The sequence below is a fragment of the Noviherbaspirillum sp. genome (assembly GCF_035254865.1).
Taxonomy (GTDB): Bacteria; Pseudomonadota; Gammaproteobacteria; order Burkholderiales; family Burkholderiaceae_D; genus Noviherbaspirillum.
Genome location: NZ_DATFAF010000024.1, coordinates 50,754 through 70,688, shown reverse-complemented (window position 1 = coordinate 70,688; position 19,935 = coordinate 50,754). Strand labels below are relative to the sequence as shown.

At 54.5% G+C, this 19,935-nt stretch carries 21 protein-coding genes and 2 tRNA genes; all 23 read right to left on the bottom strand.

Annotated features, from left to right (window positions below; all coding sequences use genetic code 11):
* Positions 1 to 524: 524 nt before the first annotated feature.
* Positions 525 to 598, bottom strand: a tRNA-Cys gene (locus VJ651_RS06935).
* A gap of 119 nt (positions 599 to 717) precedes the next feature.
* Positions 718 to 793, bottom strand: a tRNA-Gly gene (locus tag VJ651_RS06930).
* Between the two features lie 61 nt (positions 794 to 854).
* Positions 855 to 1,436, bottom strand: coding sequence for a CDP-diacylglycerol--glycerol-3-phosphate 3-phosphatidyltransferase (gene pgsA / locus VJ651_RS06925; protein WP_324106786.1), 582 nt, complete (start codon positions 1,434 to 1,436; stop codon positions 855 to 857).
* Positions 1,437 to 1,520: 84 nt separating this feature from the next.
* On the bottom strand, positions 1,521 to 3,377 hold the full coding sequence (uvrC, locus tag VJ651_RS06920) for an excinuclease ABC subunit UvrC (protein WP_324106737.1): 1,857 nt from the start codon (positions 3,375 to 3,377) through the stop codon (positions 1,521 to 1,523).
* A 15-nt stretch (positions 3,378 to 3,392) separates the two neighbouring features.
* The gene (gene nagZ, locus VJ651_RS06915; RefSeq protein WP_324106736.1) at positions 3,393 to 4,445 is read right to left on the bottom strand and encodes a beta-N-acetylhexosaminidase; all 1,053 of its coding nucleotides are present in this window, start codon (positions 4,443 to 4,445) and stop codon (positions 3,393 to 3,395) included.
* Entirely contained in the window at positions 4,442 to 4,834 is a 393-nt protein-coding gene (gene acpS / locus VJ651_RS06910; protein WP_136420165.1) for a holo-ACP synthase, read from the bottom strand. The genes nagZ and acpS overlap by 4 nt, the downstream gene beginning before the upstream one ends.
* Complete coding sequence (gene pdxJ, locus VJ651_RS06905) at positions 4,831 to 5,598, bottom strand: pyridoxine 5'-phosphate synthase (protein ID WP_324106735.1); 768 nt, start codon at positions 5,596 to 5,598, stop codon at positions 4,831 to 4,833. Before pdxJ ends, acpS begins: the two co-directional genes overlap by 4 nt.
* A gap of 16 nt (positions 5,599 to 5,614) precedes the next feature.
* Complete coding sequence (gene recO, locus VJ651_RS06900) at positions 5,615 to 6,427, bottom strand: DNA repair protein RecO (protein WP_414691317.1); 813 nt, start codon at positions 6,425 to 6,427, stop codon at positions 5,615 to 5,617.
* A 105-nt stretch (positions 6,428 to 6,532) separates the two neighbouring features.
* The gene (gene era / locus VJ651_RS06895; RefSeq protein ID WP_324106733.1) at positions 6,533 to 7,435 is read right to left on the bottom strand and encodes a GTPase Era; all 903 of its coding nucleotides are present in this window, start codon (positions 7,433 to 7,435) and stop codon (positions 6,533 to 6,535) included.
* Positions 7,432 to 8,409: a ribonuclease III gene (gene rnc / locus VJ651_RS06890; protein ID WP_324106732.1), complete on the bottom strand. Its 978-nt coding sequence runs from the start codon at positions 8,407 to 8,409 to the stop codon at positions 7,432 to 7,434. The genes era and rnc overlap by 4 nt, the downstream gene beginning before the upstream one ends.
* 28 nt (positions 8,410 to 8,437) lie before the next feature.
* Positions 8,438 to 8,827, bottom strand: coding sequence for a DUF4845 domain-containing protein (locus VJ651_RS06885; RefSeq protein ID WP_324106731.1), 390 nt, complete (start codon positions 8,825 to 8,827; stop codon positions 8,438 to 8,440).
* A gap of 21 nt (positions 8,828 to 8,848) precedes the next feature.
* Positions 8,849 to 9,760 (bottom strand): signal peptidase I, encoded by a 912-nt coding sequence (lepB, locus tag VJ651_RS06880; protein ID WP_324106730.1) that lies wholly within the window; start codon positions 9,758 to 9,760, stop codon positions 8,849 to 8,851.
* The gene (gene lepA, locus VJ651_RS06875) at positions 9,757 to 11,550 is read right to left on the bottom strand and encodes a translation elongation factor 4 (protein WP_324106729.1); all 1,794 of its coding nucleotides are present in this window, start codon (positions 11,548 to 11,550) and stop codon (positions 9,757 to 9,759) included. The genes lepB and lepA overlap by 4 nt, the downstream gene beginning before the upstream one ends.
* A gap of 243 nt (positions 11,551 to 11,793) precedes the next feature.
* Positions 11,794 to 12,048, bottom strand: a complete 255-nt coding sequence (locus VJ651_RS06870) for a glutaredoxin family protein (protein ID WP_324106728.1) — start codon at positions 12,046 to 12,048, stop codon at positions 11,794 to 11,796.
* A 109-nt stretch (positions 12,049 to 12,157) separates the two neighbouring features.
* On the bottom strand, positions 12,158 to 13,645 hold the full coding sequence (locus VJ651_RS06865) for a DegQ family serine endoprotease (RefSeq protein ID WP_324106727.1): 1,488 nt from the start codon (positions 13,643 to 13,645) through the stop codon (positions 12,158 to 12,160).
* A 19-nt stretch (positions 13,646 to 13,664) separates the two neighbouring features.
* Positions 13,665 to 14,684, bottom strand: coding sequence for a MucB/RseB C-terminal domain-containing protein (locus VJ651_RS06860; protein WP_324106726.1), 1,020 nt, complete (start codon positions 14,682 to 14,684; stop codon positions 13,665 to 13,667).
* A 5-nt stretch (positions 14,685 to 14,689) separates the two neighbouring features.
* Positions 14,690 to 15,286, bottom strand: a complete 597-nt coding sequence (locus VJ651_RS06855; protein ID WP_324106725.1) for a sigma-E factor negative regulatory protein — start codon at positions 15,284 to 15,286, stop codon at positions 14,690 to 14,692.
* Positions 15,287 to 15,355: 69 nt separating this feature from the next.
* Positions 15,356 to 15,958 carry an RNA polymerase sigma factor RpoE gene (rpoE, locus tag VJ651_RS06850; protein ID WP_040041344.1) on the bottom strand — a complete coding sequence of 201 codons (603 nt, stop codon included), beginning with the start codon at positions 15,956 to 15,958 and terminating at the stop codon, positions 15,356 to 15,358.
* A 74-nt stretch (positions 15,959 to 16,032) separates the two neighbouring features.
* A complete protein-coding gene (locus VJ651_RS06845; protein WP_324106724.1) occupies positions 16,033 to 16,548 on the bottom strand; it encodes a protein YgfX in 516 nt (171 codons plus the stop codon).
* 56 nt (positions 16,549 to 16,604) lie between these two features.
* On the bottom strand, positions 16,605 to 17,852 hold the full coding sequence (gene fabF, locus VJ651_RS06840; protein WP_324106723.1) for a beta-ketoacyl-ACP synthase II: 1,248 nt from the start codon (positions 17,850 to 17,852) through the stop codon (positions 16,605 to 16,607).
* A 30-nt stretch (positions 17,853 to 17,882) separates the two neighbouring features.
* A complete protein-coding gene (gene acpP, locus VJ651_RS06835) occupies positions 17,883 to 18,122 on the bottom strand; it encodes an acyl carrier protein (RefSeq protein ID WP_040041346.1) in 240 nt (79 codons plus the stop codon).
* Positions 18,123 to 18,244: 122 nt separating this feature from the next.
* Positions 18,245 to 18,991: a 3-oxoacyl-ACP reductase FabG gene (gene fabG, locus VJ651_RS06830; RefSeq protein WP_324106722.1), complete on the bottom strand. Its 747-nt coding sequence runs from the start codon at positions 18,989 to 18,991 to the stop codon at positions 18,245 to 18,247.
* Positions 18,988 to 19,920: an ACP S-malonyltransferase gene (fabD, locus tag VJ651_RS06825; protein ID WP_324106720.1), complete on the bottom strand. Its 933-nt coding sequence runs from the start codon at positions 19,918 to 19,920 to the stop codon at positions 18,988 to 18,990. Before fabD ends, fabG begins: the two co-directional genes overlap by 4 nt.
* Between the last annotated feature and the right edge of the window lie 15 nt (positions 19,921 to 19,935).

The window sequence follows — 19,935 nt, the reverse complement described above, 5'->3', positions numbered from 1 at the left end:
ACCCTTGGCCGGAATAATGTACGCGTCACGGGTTGGGAAGCGCATGATCGGGTTGTGGTTGGATCTTGGGTAGGACGACATGCGGCTCATCGTCCGTGCGAAGCTGTTCGAACCCATTATTCAGAGGGAAGTGACGAGCGGGAAAACAGGAAGCAGCGCGCCGCTCGCGCGCACCGAATTGTTGAAGGAGGGAGCAGGTTCTACTCGCGCTTCGTTTTGCGCATCTACGCCTCCGCCCAATCGCAGGTGAGATGACCGGTGCTATTGCCTGGCGGTTGCAGACGCACCGTATCAGGTAGTTTCATGCCCGGCAACGGCACTGCCTTATGGAGAATGCACTCGGCAATACAGTGCGATACAGTTCAGATCTCCTTGCCGGAATTGGTGCGTTCGAGCGGTTCGTTTTGTTGCTTGCCGTGTGATGTCGGCGGCAAGCTGGCCGCTTCAGATGTGGAATGCGACAGCAATTGAGGGACCAAAAAGACTAAGGGCTTAGCTCAGAATGAGCTAAGCCCTTGATTATTTGGAGGCGGGGGTCGGGATCGAACCGGCGTAGACGGCTTTGCAGGCCGCTGCATAACCACTTTGCTACCCCGCCATGGGCATGTATTGTAACCACAAAATTGAAGCCATGCTGCAGTCGCCAATTTGGTCCGACACTTGCCGGACTTGACACGACATTCACATCGCATGAAAGTGAAATGCCTTCATTGAATCTGGAGCGGGAGAAGAGTCTCGAACTCTCGACCTCAACCTTGGCAAGGTTGCGCTCTACCAACTGAGCTACTCCCGCGTCGACAACAGACAAGCATTATAGAGATCTGCCGTTTTTTGTCAAGCGTTAATCCGGGTCGCTAAACGATTCTTCCCGCCTTTTCCTTGATGAGCGGCCACGCCTTCTTCAGGTAATAAAACATCGACCAAACAGTGAGAACTGCGGCGATTTCAAGCAGACGTGTGCCCCAGAAGCGCGTGTCAATCCCAAACAGCGCCTCGCGATACAAGAGCATCGGAATGGCGATCATCTGTGCGGTAGTCTTTATCTTGCCGATGGAACTGACAGCAACCGACTTTGACGCACCCAGTTGCGCCATCCATTCGCGCAATGCGGAGATCGCAATCTCCCGACCGATAATAATGAATGCCAGGACTGCATTGACGTTATAAAACTCCACCAGCACCAGGAGCGCGCCGGCGACCATGAGTTTGTCGGCAACCGGATCGAGGAAGGCGCCGAAGGTCGAGGTTTCATTCCAGCGCCTCGCCAGAAATCCGTCAAACCAATCGGTAATCGCTGCGACGATAAAGACCGCCGTGGAAGCGATGCCTTTGGCAAAAGGCGACAGCCAGACATCGGGCAGATAGAACACGCCCACCACGAGCGGAATAAGTGCTACCCGCAGCCAAGTAAGAAGAATCGGTATATTGAGGGGCATAGTCAGCGCCTTTGAATTAGCCTGATTATCGCGTGGAAATTGCCTTCGCTGCAATTACGAATTCGCTGCAGCCGATTGCTGCGATTAATGCAACTGCCGGTAAATCTCCTCGGCTAACTGTCGTGAAATACCTTCGACCGACGCCAGTTCTTCCACGCTCGCGTCCGCGACGCCACGTAATCCGCCGAATCGGGCCAATAGTTTTTGGCGCCTTTTCGCGCCAATGCCTTCGATTTCCTCCAGCCGCGACGTTTGCCTGGTCTTTGCCCGTTTTGCACGCATTCCGGTGATCGCAAAGCGATGGGCTTCGTCGCGAATTTGCGCGATCAGCATCAGCGCTGCCGATTCCTTGCCCAGCTCGAGCGGCGCCCTCTCGTCGGCAAATATCAAGGTCTCCAAGCCAACCTTCCGGCCCTCGCCTTTTGCCACGCCGACAAGCAGCCCGATATCCAGACCAAGTTCGCTGAACACCTGCCGTGCAATCTCGACCTGTCCTTTGCCGCCGTCGATCAGCACGATGTCCGGCATCACGCCCTCGCCATTGGCAACCTTCTCATACCGTCGGGTGAGCACTTGCCGCATCGCTGCATAATCATCGCCAGGTGTAATGTCATGAATATTGAATCGGCGGTATTCGCCGTTCTGCATGGCGTGATGGTGGAACACGACACACGATGCCTGGGTGGCCTCGCCTTGCGTATGACTGATGTCAAAACATTCCACCCGCAAGGCGTCAATGTCGGCGATATCCAGCCCGAGAACTTCAATCAGTGCGCGCGTACGAGCTTGCTGCGAGCCCTGCTCCGACAGCAAACGGGCGAGCGCGATTTCCGCGCCTTTGTGTGCCATCTCAAGCCATTGCCGGCGCTGGCCCTGCGGCTGAAACACCAGCGTGATTCGATGGCCGCACTGTTCCATCAGCGCTGTCATGAGCGCAGGCTCGTCGAGCTCCGTATTGAGAATAATTGTGCCCGGAATGAATTTCTCGATGTAGTGTTGTGCCAAAAACGCCTTCAGCACTTCAACCTCGACGGCGCCATCAGCTGTCACCATCGCATCGTCGACGTGCGTCGGAAAGTAAGCGCGATCACCAAGATGCCTGCCACCCCTGACCATCGCCAGGTTGACGCATGCCCTCCCACCCTGCACCACGACGGCAATGACATCGATGTCGGCATCACCGACGGTTTCCATGCTCTGCTGATGAAGAACGCGCGACAATGCGGTGATCTGATTGCGCACTGCCGCCGCCTGTTCAAATTTCAGCTCCGCGGCAAATCCATGCATTTTCTTTTCCAGCGCTTCCAGCACCTCGGTCTGCCGCCCGCGCAAAAACTTCGCGGCATTCTCAACGTCATGCTCGTAATCTTCCTTGCTGATTGCGTGCACGCACGGCGCGCTGCAACGCTGAATCTGATATAGAAGGCAAGGACGGGTACGGTTTGCGAATACGGAGTCTTCACAGGTTCGCAGGCGGAAGACCTTCTGCAAAATCTGCATCGACTCCTTCACCGCCCACGCGCTGGGGAAAGGTCCGAAATATTGATTCTTCTTGTCGACCGCACCGCGATAATACGCCATGCGCGGCGTTTCCTCTGCGGTAATTTTCAGATAGGGATAAGACTTATCGTCGCGAAACAGAATGTTGAAGCGCGGCTGCAGCGTCTTGATCAGATTGTTTTCCAGAAGGAGGGCCTCCGCCTCGCTTCGTGTGACGGTCGTCTCCAGTCGCATGATGCGTTCGACCATCATTGCCGTGCGCGGACTGCTCAGCGTCTTCTGAAAATAGCTCGATACGCGCTTCTTGAGATCGCGCGCCTTTCCGACGTACAGAAGATTATTGTCCGCGTCAAAGTAGCGATAAACGCCAGGCAAATGCGGCAGTTTCGCGACCGTCTCCAGAACAGCCGCACGCGGATCGGGAGTAACAGCTTCAGACATCGGATCCAATGGTTCTTATGCGCCCGTCAACAGCTGCACGCTCTGCTTCGCCGCGGGGTAGCGAAGATCGATCTGCAAGTCGTCCCAATCGAGGACGGGCGTTTGCGGCAACAGTGCAGCGATGCGCGCAGACGATTCTCTCGTTGCAGCGCTCATCTTCATTTTCAGCCCGCCCAGCAATTCATCTGCCTTGGCAGGCGCATTGCAGATCAGGACCATGTCGCAGCCTGCCGACAGTGCAGCCCTTGCCCCATCGACTACGCTGCCAGCGACACTCGCTCCTTCCATGCTCAGGTCGTCGCTGAAAATCACGCCTTGAAAGCCCATATCGCGGCGCAGTATCGACAGCCATTTTTTGGAGAAGCCCGCCGGGTTCTTGTCGACCTTTGGATAAATCACGTGCGCCGGCATCACGGCCGACAAGCCCAGGCCAAGCCAGTCATACGGTGCTGCGTCCTCACTCAGAATCTCCTTGAGACCACGCTCATCAACCGGGATGGCAATATGCGAATCCGCCTGGACAAAACCATGCCCTGGAAAATGCTTGCCGCAGTTGGCCATTCCCGCCAGCGCCAAGCCATGATTCAGACTCTTCGCCAGCACGGTCACCACACGCGGATCGCGATGGAACGCGCGATCGCCGATCACGCTCGATTCACCGTAATCCAAATCGAGTACCGGAGTAAACGACAGATCGACGCCGCAAGCCCGCAATTCGGCAGCGAGAACGAAACCGACATCGGTCGCCGCTTTGATCGCTTCCAGAACGTTCCGGTCCCACATTTCTCCCAGCTTGCGCATGGCGGGCAGCTTGGTAAAACCGTCGGACTTGAAGCGCTGCACGCGTCCGCCCTCATGATCGACCGCGATCAGCACACCCGGTCGGGCAGTATGAATCGCGTCGGTCAATGCCGTCAATTGTTTCCGATTCTGGTAGTTCCGGGCGAACAGGATCACCCCTCCGGTCAACGGATGCTGAATCCGTCGAATATCGTCGTCGGTCAATGTCGTTCCGACGACGTCAAGCATGACGGGGCCGAGACTGGCATTTGCTGCTATTGCATTCATTTCTTCTCCACGATAACAAAGGCGACCGCGTACTCGGCTTCATCGGTAATCGATATCTGCGCGGTCAGCCCGTTTTTTTCCATAAATTCTTTCAGCGTACCGCTGGTGACCGCAATAGGTTTCCCACTCGGCGCGTTCAGAGTCTGCATCGCGCGCCAAGTCATCGGCATGTGCATGCCGAGTCCGATTGCCTTGGAAAATGCCTCCTTTGCTGCGAATCGCGTTGCCAGAAATCGAATTCCGCGCGCCTCCACCTTCGCCTTGCGGCGGCGATACTTATCGAGTTCTTCCGGCCCCAGGATCTTTTCGGCAAAACGCTCGCCGTTGCGCGCGAGCGCTGCTTCCACCCGCGAAATCTGGATGATGTCAGTGCCTATGCCGTAAATCATTTCTTGTGAAGGCCCAGGCGCGCCGCAGTCATGATCGCTTTCATTTCCTTCACTGCGTTCTGCCATCCGATAAAAATAGCTTGAGCGACGATCGCGTGGCCGATATTCAATTCGGCGATCTCTGGAATCGCGGCGATCGCTTGCACGTTAGTGTAATGCAAGCCGTGTCCGGCATTCACCTGCAAGCCGTGCTTGACGCCCTCCAGCACGCCAGCCTGTACACGCTCCAGCTCTTGCTTAATATTGATTTCGGTGATTGCATCCGCATACCGGCCGGTATGAATTTCGATTACCGGCGCACCAGTCTCGGCTGCTGCGTGAATTTGTGCCGGATCGGCATCGATGAACAAGCTGACGCGGATGCCCTCTGCCGCCAGTTGCTTTACCGCAGCCTGAACTCCTGAAAAATACTGGACGACATCCAATCCGCCTTCGGTAGTCACCTCGTTGCGTCGCTCAGGTACCAAACATACATCCTGTGGCTTGATGCGACAGGCAAAGTCAAGCATCTCGCTCGTTACCGCCGATTCAAGGTTCATGCGCGTACGCAATTGAGGTCGGATCGCCTCGACATCTGCATCTTTGATGTGACGGCGATCTTCGCGCAGATGCAAGGTAATGCAATCGGCTCCGGCCTCTTCCGCCAGAAGTGCCGCCTGCACAGGATCGGGATAGCTCGTTCCGCGCGCATTACGCAAGGTGGCAACGTGGTCGATGTTGACGCCAAGATCAATGACGGGAGTGTGGGGATGTAAGAGACTCATAGGAGATAATTTTGGCTTATAACTGCATCAAATCTATCAGAATCTGCCGCGTATTGAGCGGCACGCCACCCAGATGATGCGAAAGAAGAAATCGCATCAAAAACTTGCTTTGCAACTGGGTTGTATTGTCAGAATAATCTTCTCGTTCCATGTCGAGCAAGGTCTTCCCGGATACACGCGGTGAATTATCCGCTGGATGTGCAGGCCGCGGACCTCGCTCCGGATCGACGACATAGATCTGCTCCGCCTCGATCGGGAGGCGTGTAGTCGCACATAGCGTGAAATTGCCGCCGACGCCGGTTTCCTTCAACAATGCCCGCTCGAACTTGCGCAAGACGATGGGCGCGGGCTCATCGTGCGCGAGCTGATTCAATGTGGCGACATAGTGATCAAACAACGCGGGATGCGGGTCGTCGCGTGCGAGAAGTTTGACCAGTAGTTCATTCAGGTAAAAGCCGCAAAGCAATGCCGATTTTTCCACTGGCAGCAAACCGCCGATCCATTCTGCCGAAGTCAGCGTCCGAACCTCGGCCTTGCCGCTCCATCCAACGGAAAGGGGTTGGAAAGTCTGCAGCACGCCTCGCAATTTGGAATGCGGCCGCTTTGCCCCCTTGGCAATCAGCGCTACACGGCCATAGTCGCGTGAAAATACCTCGACGATCAGGCTGGTTTCCTTGTATGGATAACTGTGCAGGACAAACGCCGGCTGGTTCGCCACCCGGTATTCCTTTTCGTGCGCCTTGTTGCGGGCAGCGGATCGCGCTGTGTGAACCTTTGTGCCACCAGCTTGTGCTTGAAACACTTTGGTATCCGTCACATTCAAGGACATTTCATCCGGAGCGTTAACCGGAAGGTCACTTTCTCGCGTGATGGGAGGGGACATGTATAACCTGGTCAAGTCAAGCCGCAGTGCCGGCAATTGGCTGCGGCAAACCTACTCGTAACCGTACGCGCGCAAACCAGCCTCGTTGTCCGCCCAGCCAGACTTCACCTTGACCCAAATCTCAAGGTAAACCGGGCCACCGAAAAGCTTTTCCATATCAAGCCGGGCCTGCGTTGAAATTTCTTTGAGCTTGGCGCCCTTCTGCCCGATTACCATGGCTTTGTGACTATCCCGGTCGACGAGAATGGCCGTGAAAATTCGACGCAGATTTCCCTCTACCTCGAACTTTTCAATGACGACCGTGCTGGTGTACGGAAGCTCGTCGCCGACGAAACGAAAAACCTTCTCTCGCACAATTTCGGCCGCGAGAAATTTTTCACTGCGGTCGGTAATGTCGTCTTCACTAAAAACAGGCGGATTTACCGGGAGATATTTTTGAATTTCACCTTCAAGCACCGTGAGCTGGAAACGCTGTTTGGCCGACACAGGCACAACTGCTGAAAAGTCATGGTCCGCCGCGACCTTCTGGGCGAAGGGCATCATGACCGCCTTGTCCTTGATGCGGTCGGATTTGTTGATGACCAGGATGCACGGAACGTTTTTCGGTATCAGGTCCAGCACCTGCTTGTCAGCCTGGCCGTAGGTGCCCGCCTCAACGACGAAGAGAATGACGTCTGCAGCCGTAAGCGTATTGGTTACTGTCCGGTTCAGAGTCTTGTTCAATGCATTCGAATGGCGCGTCTGAAAACCTGGCGTATCGACATAAACAAACTGAGCATGCTCCGTCGTCTGAATACCGGTAATGCGATGACGCGTAGTCTGTGCCTTGCGCGATGTAATGCTTACCTTGGCGCCGATCAAGGCGTTCATTAGTGTCGACTTGCCGACGTTGGGACGACCGACGATGGCGATATAGCCGCATCGAAAGTCGGGAGAAACATCAGTTGACGTCATGCGGTCTTTGAGTGTGTGGGAAGGGTAACGGGCGCATCCGCTTTGGCGGGCTGATCAACCGCGGGCTTTCCGTCCGGCGGCGGCTCAGGCTTGTTCTCAGTCTTTCCGTCGTCTTTCAAATCCAGCTTATTTTGCTTTGCATCCTGCTTGGCTTCGGCCTTGATCTCGGCTTTTACGGGTGCCTTAACTGGTTTCTTGCTCTCGCCCTCGATCGGGGCATCGGGCTGAATGGTTGCAATACCCGCCAGTTTCAATTGCGATGCGCGCGGACGGCTCTTGCGACCAGATGTGGCGTTCTTCACGAGGGCGCTCTGGACGGCCTCCAAGGCTAATTTCGCTGCGGCCTGCTCACCAGCACGCCGGCTGCCCCCTGTCCCAAATACCTGGATTTCGAGCTTGGGAACAAGACATTCGACTTCGAATTCCTGATTATGGGCCGCCCCGTGTGTCGCCACGACATTGTATTGAGGCAAGGCAATCTTTTTTCCCTGAAGGTATTCTTGCAACAGGGTCTTGGCATCTTTGCCAAGCGTCTTGGGGTCTACCGTATCGAGAATCGGGATATATAGGGAGCGAATGACATCCCGTGCGGCATTAAATCCCGCATCGAGAAAAATGGCGCCAAACAGCGCTTCGAGGGTATCAGCCAGAATCGAGGGCCGGCGGAAACCGCCGGATTTCAACTCACCTTCACCCAGCCGCAAAAATTGCGACAGCTCCAAGCGCTGAGCAATTTCGTAAAGCGACTGTTGCTTTACCAGATTTGCGCGTAATCGAGACAGGTCGCCTTCATCAATCTTGCTATAGCGCTCAAACAAGAGCGATGCCACTACGCAGTTCAATACCGAATCGCCAAGGAATTCAAGCCGTTCGTTATGCAAGCTGCTATGGCTTCTATGCGTCAAGGCCTGCTGCAGGAGTGCAGCATCCTTGAACGTGTGTCCCAGCCGAGTTTGCAATAACTTGAAGTCCATCTTGATTTGCCGCCTAGCTAAACTCTATTCATTGATCGGGTTTGGTCAATGGGGTCTTGCTGGTGCTTGCCACATAATCGATCACCAAACTCGCAGGGCCGATCAACGGAATCTTTTTTTGATATGCGACGCTGACCTCAAAACCATCCGCGGTCTTTGTAATTTCCAAATCCTTGCCAGAAATCGAATCAATGTAAGCCGTTGTAGCCTGCTTATCGAATGAATCCTGGATCTCTCGAGGTGTCGTCCCGTTTGCCTTGGCATTGGCTATCGCCTTCTTGATCGCCGTATATTCGACAGCAGTTGGGATGATCTTCATTCCTAACACGGCAAGGACCGCCACGATGACAATAACAAACAAGAAACCAACCAACGAAAGGCCATTCTGCTTGCGCTCAGCAACCGCCCTTAGCTCCATATGCCGTCTCCCTGATTCTGTTTATTGAAAACTGCCGATGCGCCGGAAGTTGCCGAAGTTCATCCAAACGAAAAATGCCTTACCGACAATATTTTCATCTGGAACAAAGCCCCAATACCGGCTGTCCAGGCTGTTATCCCGATTATCCCCCATCATGAAGTAATGTCCAGAGGGGACCGTACATGCAAATCCTTCCAGATTGTAGGTACACAGTTCACGTCCCGGGAACGGATCAGGGTTCTGCACATAGGCCGGCGCCCGGTCATCATTCAGTATCCTGTGCCGGATGCCAGTCAAATCCTCGAGAAATTGCTTCGAATAGCTCAGATGTTCTTCATCCAGGTAATCCGGCAAAGCCTGATAAGAAAGTTCCTTACCATTAATCGTTAAGCGCTTGTTTTTATATACAATTTTATCACCTGGCACACCAACGACACGTTTGATGTAATCCAAGGACGGATCCTTGGGATACTTAAAGACCATCACATCGCCGCGCTGCGGACTGCTGATTTCGACGATCTTCTTGTTTATGATCGGCAGACGAATTCCGTAGGTGAACTTGTTTACCAGGATCAGATCGCCAATCACAAGCGTCGGGACCATCGAGCTCGACGGAATCTTGAACGGCTCATAAAGAAATGAGCGGAGGAAGAATACCAAGGCGATAACAGGAAAAAAACTGCCAGAGTATTCGATCCATGTTGGCTGCTTGAGAATTTCGGCCTCAAGCTTGGCGCGACCACTGTCATCAGTCTTGATTCCATCGGCGCGCAATTTCGCGTGACGCGCGTCGAACTCGGCCAAGGCGGCATCTGCCTTAACACGCCTCTGCTTGGCAAAGTGAAAAACGTCCAGAAACCAGACTATGCCCGTTGCGATTGTCAGGATGAACAGGATTAATGCAAAGTTGCCGAGAATAGCTTGCAAACTCATTTATCTTCCACTTGTAAAATTGCCAGGAATGCCTCTTGGGGCACTTCGACCGAACCAACCTGCTTCATCCTTTTCTTGCCCGCTTTTTGTTTCTCGAGCAGCTTTCGCTTGCGTGTGATGTCGCCGCCGTAGCACTTTGCCAACACATTTTTCCGCATGGCCTTGACGTTTTCACGCGCGATAATGTTCGCTCCAATGGCAGCCTGAATCGCCACATCAAACATTTGGCGAGGAATCAGTTCCCGCATCTTGGCCGCTACCGCGCGCCCGCGATACTGGCTGTTGGATCGGTGCACAATGATCGCAAGCGCATCCACCTTCTCACTGTTAATCAGCATGTCGACTTTTACGACATCAGCAGCCCGGTACTCCTTGAACTCGTAGTCCATCGACGCGTATCCGCGCGAGGTCGACTTCAGCTTGTCGAAGAAGTCGAGCACAATTTCCGCCATCGGCATTTCATAGGTGAGCATCACCTGCTTGCCGTGATAGGTCATGTTGATTTGGACGCCACGCTTCTGCGTGCAAAGAGTGATGACCGAGCCGACATACTCCTGGGGCATGTACAGGTTGACCGTTACGATCGGTTCCCGAATTTCCTCGATCTTGGACGGGTCCGGCATCTTGGATGGATTATCGACCATCATGATCGAGCCGTCGCGCTGGACAACTTCATAGACGACCGTCGGCGCAGTCGTAATCAAGTCCATGTCGAACTCGCGCTCCAGCCGTTCCTGCACAATTTCCATGTGCAGCAGACCCAGGAAGCCGCAGCGGAAGCCAAAACCCAAAGCTTGGGACACTTCCGGTTCATACTGCAGCGCGGCGTCGTTGAGCTTGAGTTTTTCCAACGAATCGCGAAGCGCGTCGTACTGGTTGGCCTCTACCGGAAACAATCCGGCAAAGACTTGGGGCTGCACTTCCTTGAAACCTGGCAGCGGTTGAGCAGCAGGCTTGTTTGCGAGCGTAATCGTGTCGCCTACGCGGGCTGCCTTCAGTTCCTTGATGCCGGCAATCACAAATCCTACCTGCCCGGCAGAGAGTGACTCGCGTGATTCGGACTTCGGGGTAAAGACACCGATATTTTCGGTCAGATACTGCGCCTCGCTCGCCATCAGCGAAATCTTGTCCTTTGGCCGTAATGTGCCGTTGACGATGCGCACCAGCATCACAACGCCGACATAGTTATCGAACCACGAGTCGATAATCAGCGCCTGTAGCGGCGCATTGGGATCTCCTTTTGGCGCGGGCACCTTGGCGATCAGCGCCTCCAGCACATCCTCGACCCCCATGCCCGTCTTCGCAGAGCAACGTACAGCGTCAGTCGCATCGATGCCGATGACATCCTCGATTTCACTGATCGCGTTTTCGGGATCCGCTGAGGGCAGATCGATCTTGTTCAAAACCGGTACCACTTCGACGTTCAAATCAAGCGCTGTATAGCAATTGGCCACGGTCTGCGCTTCAACGCCCTGTGATGCGTCGACAACGAGCAGTGCTCCCTCGCACGCCGACAGCGAGCGACTGACCTCGTAGCTGAAGTCGACGTGTCCCGGAGTATCAATCAGATTCAGATTGTAGGTTTTGCCGTCGCGCGCCTTGTACGACAAGGCGGCTGTCTGTGCCTTGATGGTAATACCGCGTTCACGCTCCAGATCCATCGAATCGAGGACTTGTGCTTCCATTTCGCGGTCGGACAGGCCGCCGCATATCTGGATGATGCGGTCCGCCAACGTAGATTTCCCATGGTCAATATGGGCGATGATGGAAAAATTGCGAATGTTGTCCATTAACTAAGATGCGACTACAAAAAAGGCGCTCTGAGCGGGGAAATTTACCCCAAGCGAGCGCCTTATGATTGAAGGTTGTTCGATAGCCGGCATTTTACCGGATTTCAGAGGGGAAAGCCCGAAAATCACTGGGGTGCTCGCCTCGTGAGGCTGATTGTCCGCGGGTTGAGCGACCAATGATGGCCGGTAACCGTGAATTTCGCTTGCAAAAGACGTGCACAAGCTTGTATGCCTTTGCCAAGCCTATGCCTCCGTCAAGAACGCTCTGGTTTTGCCTTCATCCAGAAAATAGTGGCAAATCTGGATCGACTCGGCGTTGCCTTTCTGGCCAAACAAGACCGGAACCAACTCGTCAAACTGGGCGAGCAAAGCCTCATCCGCATCCACATCCATCACCTCGACGGTAAACGGATACTCGCCGCTTAATGCCTGCAAGGCTTCCAGCATATCGTCGCATAGATGGCAGTATGCGCGAGAATAGAGCGTGAAATGAACCATGGATGTCTGAAGTTGACCGGCCGAGCTTGGGTGGGAAAGCAACTAAATCAGTATAGTAAAAAGAAAGCCGCAACCCTAACAGGATTGCGGCTTTCAACAGATTCTGTCTTTACTGCCCGTTCGGCCTGATCGGCACAAACTGCGACGCGTCTCCGCGTCGCACCAGCAGTACGGCCATCTTCTTCGGCTCCAATCGAGCAACAAGTGAATTGAACTGCTTTGCGTCCTTCACGTCACTGTTGTTCAATCTCAGAATAACGTCGCCAGCGCGCAGACCAACTCGCGCCGAAGGCCCCTCGGAAGCATCGACAATCACACCACCATCGACCTTGAGCTCCTTCTTCTGAGCCTCTGTCAAATCGCTGACCACCAGACCCAAAGCATTTGGCGTCTGCTCGGGTTTTGCTTTGCGCTCCTCTTTCTTGGCAGTTTTTTCGGGCTCCAACTCTGCGACCGTCAAGGCCACATCCTTGGTTGCACCCTTGCGCCAAATCGTCAACGTAGAGCGCGTACCCGGCTTGGTTGCCCCAACCATACGAGGCAGGTCCGTGGCCTTTTCGATCGGAGTTCCGTTAAATTTCAAGATAATGTCGCCGGCTTCCAATCCGCCCTTCTCTGCGGGCCCACCCGACTCCACCCGCTGAATCAACGCACCCTGTGCATGCGGCAAGCCCAGCGATTCCGCGACATCCTTTGTCACCTCACCGATTTGCACACCTATGCGGCCGCGCGTAACGCGACCTGTCGTTCTCAGCTGTTCAGCAACACGCATCGCCTCGTCAATCGGCACAGCGAAGGAGATGCCCATATAGCCACCAGAGCGGCTATAAATCTGCGAGTTAATTCCAACAACTTCTCCGCGCATATTGATCAACGGGCCGCCCGAATTACCCGGATTGACCGCAACGTCGGTTTGGATCAGGGGAAGATATTCACCTGTATCGCGAGCCTTGGCCGAGATAATCCCGGCCGTCACGGTATTGTCCAATCCAAAAGGCGAACCGATCGCGATCACCCATTCGCCGACACGCAGTTTGTTCGGATCTCCGATCGTCAAGCGCGGCAAACTCGATCCTTCGATCTTGACCACTGCCACATCAGTGCGTTTGTCCACACCGACAATCTTTGCCTTGAACTCGCGCTTGTCGGTCAGCGTCACATACACTTCATCAGCGCCGTCCACAACATGCGCGTTGGTGAGAATGAATCCATCGCCGGAAATGATGAAACCAGAACCGACGCCGCGCGGCACTTCCTCTTCTTGTTGAGGGGCTTGTTTCCGGTTACGCGGTGAACGATCTGGTTGCTGCTGGCGCGGGATGGGAACGCCGAAGAAGCGACGGAAAAATTCCTGCATTTCTTCATCATCTCCGCCAGGGATTGCCCCTTGACCGGGCTTGACTTTCTCCGTTGTGCGGATATTGACTACGGCAGGTCCGGTTTTCTCTGCAAGGTCGGCAAAATCCGGCAATCCTGCAACGGAGGCGGCATGCGCGGATGAAATGACGATACCGAACGCCGACGAATCGATCAATGCGGCAGCAGCCGTCAGAAAGACTGCCAGAACAGTGTTGCGGACAAAAGGCGTTGTTTTCATAGAATCCTGTTTCTTTTAGCTATTTTGGTTTGAATTCAATCGAATTGGCGACTTGCTTGATTGCCGCTGACGGCACTTCTCCAACGATGGTAAGCCAAAAATCGCCCTGACGCTTACCAACGATATTCAATGCTCCCTGTTGAATCGATCCTTCGGTTCGACTCTGAGATCCCGGCTCGATAAAAACCGAAATCGCCGCTAGCCCGTCCGAAAAAACCATCTGCGAGACCTCGCGCTGATTCGGCGTTGCGCTCGCAGATGCGCCCGCTGACTGCGGGTGATCCGATACCATGCGCTTGACTTCACGAATCTTCTTGAATCCCGGCGGAAGAAACTTTACCGTCCATCCTGAGAGATTCACCTGAGTCATCTCCGCGTTCTCGACATGCCAGCCGCTGGTATTCGATATGCTCGGTTTTACCTGCGTACGGTCGATATTGCCGATCGAAATCTGGGTAAAGGAAATCTGCTCGACAGCTTCGCGCTTTTCATTCAAGGTTTGGGCGCGAAGTAGCAAGCCCGAGGATTTATCTGCCCAAAGCTTGTAACCGTAGCGGAGGTTATCTTTCGGCTCAAGCACGATTGACTGACAGTCGTGCCCTGCGACTCGCCCGGCTTCAGCCTTCCTGACGTCATAGAACTGCGTCAGATCAGCAGGATTGGCAGCCAGTATTGCGGGAAAAATGTCGTGCGTTACGCGCTTTTCGACCAGAAGCGTTTTTGTCTCCGGAACGTAGCAGACAATCTCTTCGTTATTGCGAATGTACTCCCGCGGTTTGCCGTCCAGGATCTCGAGCTTCTCAACTTCGTTTTTTCCGCTTACAACATGCGTGATACGCGAAGTGCGCATCTGATTGCCCTGCTGATAAACAAACGTTCCGGAATAGTTGAGCCTCTGCGCCGATGACTGAATTCTCTTCAACCACGACTGAGCCTCCCGTCCTTCTGCCAGCGGTTCGGGATTCTCGGCTTGTGCCGACAATCCCCAGAAAAAAGACAGAGCAACGACAAACCGAAATAAAACAAGTGTTTGCCGCATATGAATCATTTATTGGAAAAGGTAGCCGAACGTGCGTATTGCGCTGTGCTGAACACGGAAGGAGAGAAGCGTTGATGCGCCAACAGATAATCATCGATACGCGGATCGCGCAGGACGACACCTTCAGGAGCCGATGCTGCAATCACCGAACCTTGCACAGCCGATGATCCGGCGACAACTGCGGAATCCGCAGCGCCATCGGGCCGGCCTTTGATGGCCACTATCAACTGTGGCGTCGTGACAAATGCCACTGCAGCAACGGCGGCTGCAGCAACCATGCTCGGCACTGTCCACCGTTTCGTTATCGAGCGTGGCTGCAGCAAAGAAGCCGGACGCTCATCAATGTTGCAGGCGATCAAACCGGGGGCGACGATTGTCGGCTCGGCTTCCAGTCGCATGGCCATGCGTGCAGAAAAGCCGGCACTCAACGGTGCAGCCATATCGACGGAGCGCAATACGTCGCCGATCTGATGATAGACCTCCCAATCCGCCCGCCCTTCCGCTTGCCGCAATGCCGCCAACGCCATATCCAGCTGCTGGTTAGCCAACTCCCCATCGGCAAGTGCAGAAATCTGTTCCCGAGTTATTTCATTCGTATTCATCACTACCTCGTTCGGGCTGCGCCAACCCTCGTTTTCATCACAAAGAACCTTGTCTATTCGTCTCGTCCACTACCAACGTTTGTCTATTGCAGTACCAAGCAATGGTCTCAACTTTTCTGCGATAGCTTCACGAGCCCGAAAAATCCGGCTTCGTACGGTTCCTATCGGGCATCCCATTGCTTCCGCGATTTCATCGTAGCTCAACCCTTCGATTTCACGCAACGTAATTGCAATGCGAAGCTCATCAGGCAGTGCATCCATTGCCACATTCACCGTCTCAGCGATCTGTTTCGTCGCGAGCATCGACTCAGGCGTATTGATGTCCCTTAGGTGCTCACCGTCATCAAAAGTTTCTGCTTCTTCGGCATCCGCTTCGGTCGATGTAGGCGCGCGCCTCCCCTGCGTAACCAGGTAGTTTTTCGCAGTATTAATACCTATCCGGTACAACCACGTATAAAAAGCAGAGTCTCCACGGAACTGCGGCAATGCACGATATGCCTTGATGAAGGCTTCCTGCACTACGTCTTCCGCTTCAGCCTGGTCGCGCACAAGCCGCGACACGAGCCGCATCAGTTTCCGTTGATACTTGGTAACCAAGAGCTCGAACGCTTTTTTATCGCCGCGCTGAACACGCTCGACAAGCAGTTGATCAATGTCGCGTTCTGTCGTCAATCCCCGTTCCCTTGTTTCGTTGCAACATATGCGCGGCTAGAGTAGTTGACTGTAGGAAATGCAAGAAGTTCAATTTATTTCGAACATTTTCTAGAATTTTTGGGGTTGTGTGCCTGCCCCATCATCCATCGGCACGCCACCGACAATGCCCGAAAACTATCCTTCGACACGCAATCCGGCAAGATAGCCAAAGATCTTTTCACACCGTGTTCGTTCTGCACATGCAGCAGAAGCAAATACGGCCACAATGTCGTTCCTCTCAATAAGTGAACGACATCGCCATTCTCCCTAAGATGCGGCCAGTCGGCTTCTGCGCAAGGCCTTTCGGCGCTCACTTCAGTCAATCGCAACTGTCCTGTTCCGGTGATATCAATATGTATGGGTTTTCGGTATTGCGCGCCATGATAAAACCCAAAAAATGACAGGAAAATCGTGACGACTGCCATTACGAATCGAGCCAGGGCAGATAGATCACCGATCCAACCGGCGCCGATTGCAGCGCCGACGAGAATACCACCAGCCGACATAGTGCCAAGCATGGTTCGCAAAAGCCGGGATGGACGTACTACGGCGGATACCGCGATAGACATGACGAAGATAAGCCAAGGACAGCTTCCCTCCTCTTTGTGAGGAAGGAAGCGCGATATCAGACCTTGCCGAAGATGAGCGTCCCGTTCGTGCCACCGAAGCCGAACGAGTTCTTGACTGCGATATTAATAGGCATATTGCGCGCGTTGTTCGCACAATAGTCCAGATCGCAGGCGGGATCCTGATTGAAGATATTGATCGTAGGTGGCGACAATTGCTTGTGTACCGCGAGCACGGTGAAAACCGACTCCAGTCCGCCGGCACCACCAAGCAAATGCCCGGTCATCGACTTGGTGGAGTTGACGACTGTTTTCTTCGCATGTTCACCGAGAGCGCGCTTGATCGCAATAGTCTCTGCCAGATCGCCGAGTGGCGTGGACGTGCCATGCGCATTCACGTAATCGACCTGATCAGGGTTGATCCGTGCATTGTTCATCGCCGCGATCATGCACCGCCGCGCGCCATCGCCATCGTCAAGCGGCGCTGTCATGTGGTGAGCATCCGCGCTCATGCCGAAACCAAGCACCTCCGCATAGATCGTCGCGCCACGAGCCTTTGCGTGCTCGTACTCCTCGAGGACCATAACACCCGCGCCTTCGCCAAGCACGAAGCCGTCGCGGTCCTTGTCCCATGGACGCGACGCGGTGGCAGGATCGTCGTTACGCGCTGATAGCGCACGCGCAGCGGCAAATCCACCAACACCCAATGGCGAAATGGTTGATTCGGCACCACCGGCAATCATAACGTCGGCGTCGCCGTATTCGATCATTCGGGCGGCTGCGCCAATGCAGTGCAGACCTGTCGTGCATGCCGTCACGATCGCGAGATTCGGGCCCTTGAAGCCGTACTTGATCGACAAGTGGCCGGAGATCATATTAATGATCGATGCCGGCACGAAGAACGGACTGATCCTTCGCGGTCCGCGATTTGTCAGTTCCGCATGCGTCTCCTCGATCATCGGCAGGCCGCCGATACCGGACCCGATGATAACGCCGATGCGTTCGGCATTCTGATCGGTAACAGCCAAGCCACTATCCTGTACAGCCTGAATCCCCGCAGCCATGCCGAAGTGGATGAAAGTGTCCATGTGGCGCGCTTCCTTACCGGGAATGTAATCCTCGATATTGAAGCCCTTTACTTCACCCGCAAAACGCGTGGAGAAAGGCGTGGCGTCAAATTTTGTGATGGTCGCAATGCCCGATTTGCCTTCGGTAAGCGCGGCCCACGCATCGGCGACCGTGTTGCCGATGGGTGAAACGCAACCGAGGCCAGTCACTACGACGCGACGTTCACGTGAGCGGCTCAAGCGGTTCTCCTGGATTCAATCAAATCTATGTTAAGCCTTGACGTGAGCCTTGGCGTAGTCGATCGCCTGCTGCACCGTCGTAATCTTCTCAGCCTGCTCGTCCGGAATTTCCATTTCGAATTCGTCTTCGAGTGCCATCACGAGTTCGACTGTGTCAAGAGAGTCGGCGCCGAGGTCATCGACGAAAGACGATTCATTCTTGATGTCGGCTTCGGCGACGCCCAGTTGCTCAGCGACGATCTTCTTAACGCGTTGTTCGATATCGGACATATTATCCCTCCAGTGGGTTACAGAAAGTGCGCGCATTTTATCAGGTTTGCGCAGTGAAAATTCACTTTTGGCTTTTGTTTTGAATAATGCTTTAACTTCAGCCAATTGTGTCTAATTATTGCTTAACTCATGTACATGCCGCCATTGACATGCAGCGTTGTACCCGTGATGTAACCGGCTTGTGGAGAGGCAAGAAATGCCACTGCAGCAGCAATATCCTCCGGCATGCCGAATCGGCCAAGCGGGATCTGTTGCATTAGCGCAGACACTTGTTGCTCGCCCAGTTCCTTGGTCATATCCGTGTCGATAAATCCGGGGGCGACGCAATTGACCGTAATACTACGGCTGCCGATCTCGCGTGCGAGAGCACGGCTCATTCCTGCCACACCGGCTTTCGCTGCCGCGTAATTCATTTGTCCAGGATTGCCGGCCGATCCCACCACCGAGGTTATATTGATGATACGGCCATACCGCGCCTTCATCATTCCCCTCAAAACCCCGCGTGAGAGGCGCGCAACAGCAGTGAGGTTGGTTGCAATGACTGCATCCCACTCCTCGTCTTTCATTCGCATCGCCAGTTGATCCTGCGTGATGCCAGCGTTATTGACAAGGATCGACAGGCTGCCGAATTCCTTTTGCACCTCGTCTATTACGGCGGAGCAGCGCTCGGCATCAGTGACATTCAGCACCACACCTCGACCGCATCCAGGTTGAACCGTTTCCAGATACGCGGAAATTGCTGCAGCACCTGCCTCTGTCGTTGCCGTGCCCACGACCTTCGCACCCTGCATCGCCAACTCTTGCGCAATGGCACGACCGATGCCGCGCGAAGCGCCGGTGACCAGCGCCACTTGATTAACCAGATTCACTTGAGAAGCTCCAAAACTTTGTCGAGAGATGCCTGATCGACGATTGCCTCACCGATCAGTTCGCTATTGATACGCTTGGTCAAGCCTGCCAGCACCTTGCCCGGGCCGCATTCAATGACATGCGTTATGTCTTCCGTCTTCATTTTTTGCACTGTTTCAACCCACCGCACCGGACTTGCAGCCTGACGGACTAGGGCGTCCTTGATGCTGGACACATCTTGTGCAATAGCGACATCAACATTGTTAATCAAGGGAATCCGGGGTGCCGCGAACGCCAGGTTTTGCATGTACTCGCGCAGACGGTCCGAAGCAGGCTTCAAGAGTGAGGAATGAAATGGAGCAGAGACCGGTAGTGGCAACGCGCGCTTTGCACCTTTAGCCTTTGCGACTTCACAAGCGCGCTCCACCGCAGCTTTGTGACCGGCAATCACGACCTGCGCCGGTGCATTGAAATTCACCGCCTCTACCACTTCACCTGCCGCCGCTTCCGCGCAGGCCGCACGCACGTCGTCATCCGACAATCCGAGAATCGCCGCCATACCTCCCTGCCCGACTGGCACCGCTTCTTGCATGGCCTGCGCGCGAAACCGCACCAGCGGTACCGCATCCTTAAAGGGAATCACGCCTGCAGCGACAAGCGCCGAGTATTCGCCAAGGCTATGTCCGGCAACGATAGACGGCGCCTTACCGCCGCCAGCGATCCACGCACGATAGCAAGCGACGGCTGCGGTCAGCATTACCGGCTGCGTGTTTGTCGTGAGGTCGAGCTCTTCTTTCGGGCCCTCTGCAATCAGTTTGCCGAGATCGAATTGCAAAACATCTGACGCCTCCGAGATCGTCTGCTTGACGATGGCGTTATCGGCAAAGCCATTCAACATGCCAATGGCTTGCGAGCCTTGGCCCGGGAAGACGAATGCGAATTTTGTCATGCTTGATTAATGAAA

Excerpts from the sequence above, each read along its gene's own strand:
- lepB (WP_324106730.1), bottom strand. The coding sequence starts at position 9,760 with ATGAGTTTGCAAGCTATTCTCGGCAACTTTGCATTAATCCTGTTCATC.
- era (WP_324106733.1), bottom strand. The coding sequence starts at position 7,435 with ATGACGTCAACTGATGTTTCTCCCGACTTTCGATGCGGCTATATCGCC.
- VJ651_RS06885 (WP_324106731.1), bottom strand. The coding sequence starts at position 8,827 with ATGGAGCTAAGGGCGGTTGCTGAGCGCAAGCAGAATGGCCTTTCGTTG.
- VJ651_RS06855 (WP_324106725.1), bottom strand. The coding sequence starts at position 15,286 with ATGAATACGAATGAAATAACTCGGGAACAGATTTCTGCACTTGCCGAT.
- fabD (WP_324106720.1), bottom strand. The coding sequence starts at position 19,920 with ATGACAAAATTCGCATTCGTCTTCCCGGGCCAAGGCTCGCAAGCCATT.
- VJ651_RS06865 (WP_324106727.1), bottom strand. The coding sequence starts at position 13,645 with ATGAAAACAACGCCTTTTGTCCGCAACACTGTTCTGGCAGTCTTTCTG.
- VJ651_RS06845 (WP_324106724.1), bottom strand. The coding sequence starts at position 16,548 with ATGTCTATCGCGGTATCCGCCGTAGTACGTCCATCCCGGCTTTTGCGA.
- VJ651_RS06870 (WP_324106728.1), bottom strand. The coding sequence starts at position 12,048 with ATGGTTCATTTCACGCTCTATTCTCGCGCATACTGCCATCTATGCGAC.
- uvrC (WP_324106737.1), bottom strand. The coding sequence starts at position 3,377 with ATGTCTGAAGCTGTTACTCCCGATCCGCGTGCGGCTGTTCTGGAGACG.
- nagZ (WP_324106736.1), bottom strand. The coding sequence starts at position 4,445 with ATGAATGCAATAGCAGCAAATGCCAGTCTCGGCCCCGTCATGCTTGAC.
- pdxJ (WP_324106735.1), bottom strand. The coding sequence starts at position 5,598 with ATGAGTCTCTTACATCCCCACACTCCCGTCATTGATCTTGGCGTCAAC.
- pgsA (WP_324106786.1), bottom strand. The coding sequence starts at position 1,436 with ATGCCCCTCAATATACCGATTCTTCTTACTTGGCTGCGGGTAGCACTT.
- recO (WP_414691317.1), bottom strand. The coding sequence starts at position 6,427 with ATGTCCTTGAATGTGACGGATACCAAAGTGTTTCAAGCACAAGCTGGT.
- VJ651_RS06860 (WP_324106726.1), bottom strand. The coding sequence starts at position 14,684 with ATGCGGCAAACACTTGTTTTATTTCGGTTTGTCGTTGCTCTGTCTTTT.
- acpP (WP_040041346.1), bottom strand. The coding sequence starts at position 18,122 with ATGTCCGATATCGAACAACGCGTTAAGAAGATCGTCGCTGAGCAACTG.
- acpS (WP_136420165.1), bottom strand. The coding sequence starts at position 4,834 with ATGATTTACGGCATAGGCACTGACATCATCCAGATTTCGCGGGTGGAA.
- lepA (WP_324106729.1), bottom strand. The coding sequence starts at position 11,550 with ATGGACAACATTCGCAATTTTTCCATCATCGCCCATATTGACCATGGG.
- rnc (WP_324106732.1), bottom strand. The coding sequence starts at position 8,409 with ATGGACTTCAAGTTATTGCAAACTCGGCTGGGACACACGTTCAAGGAT.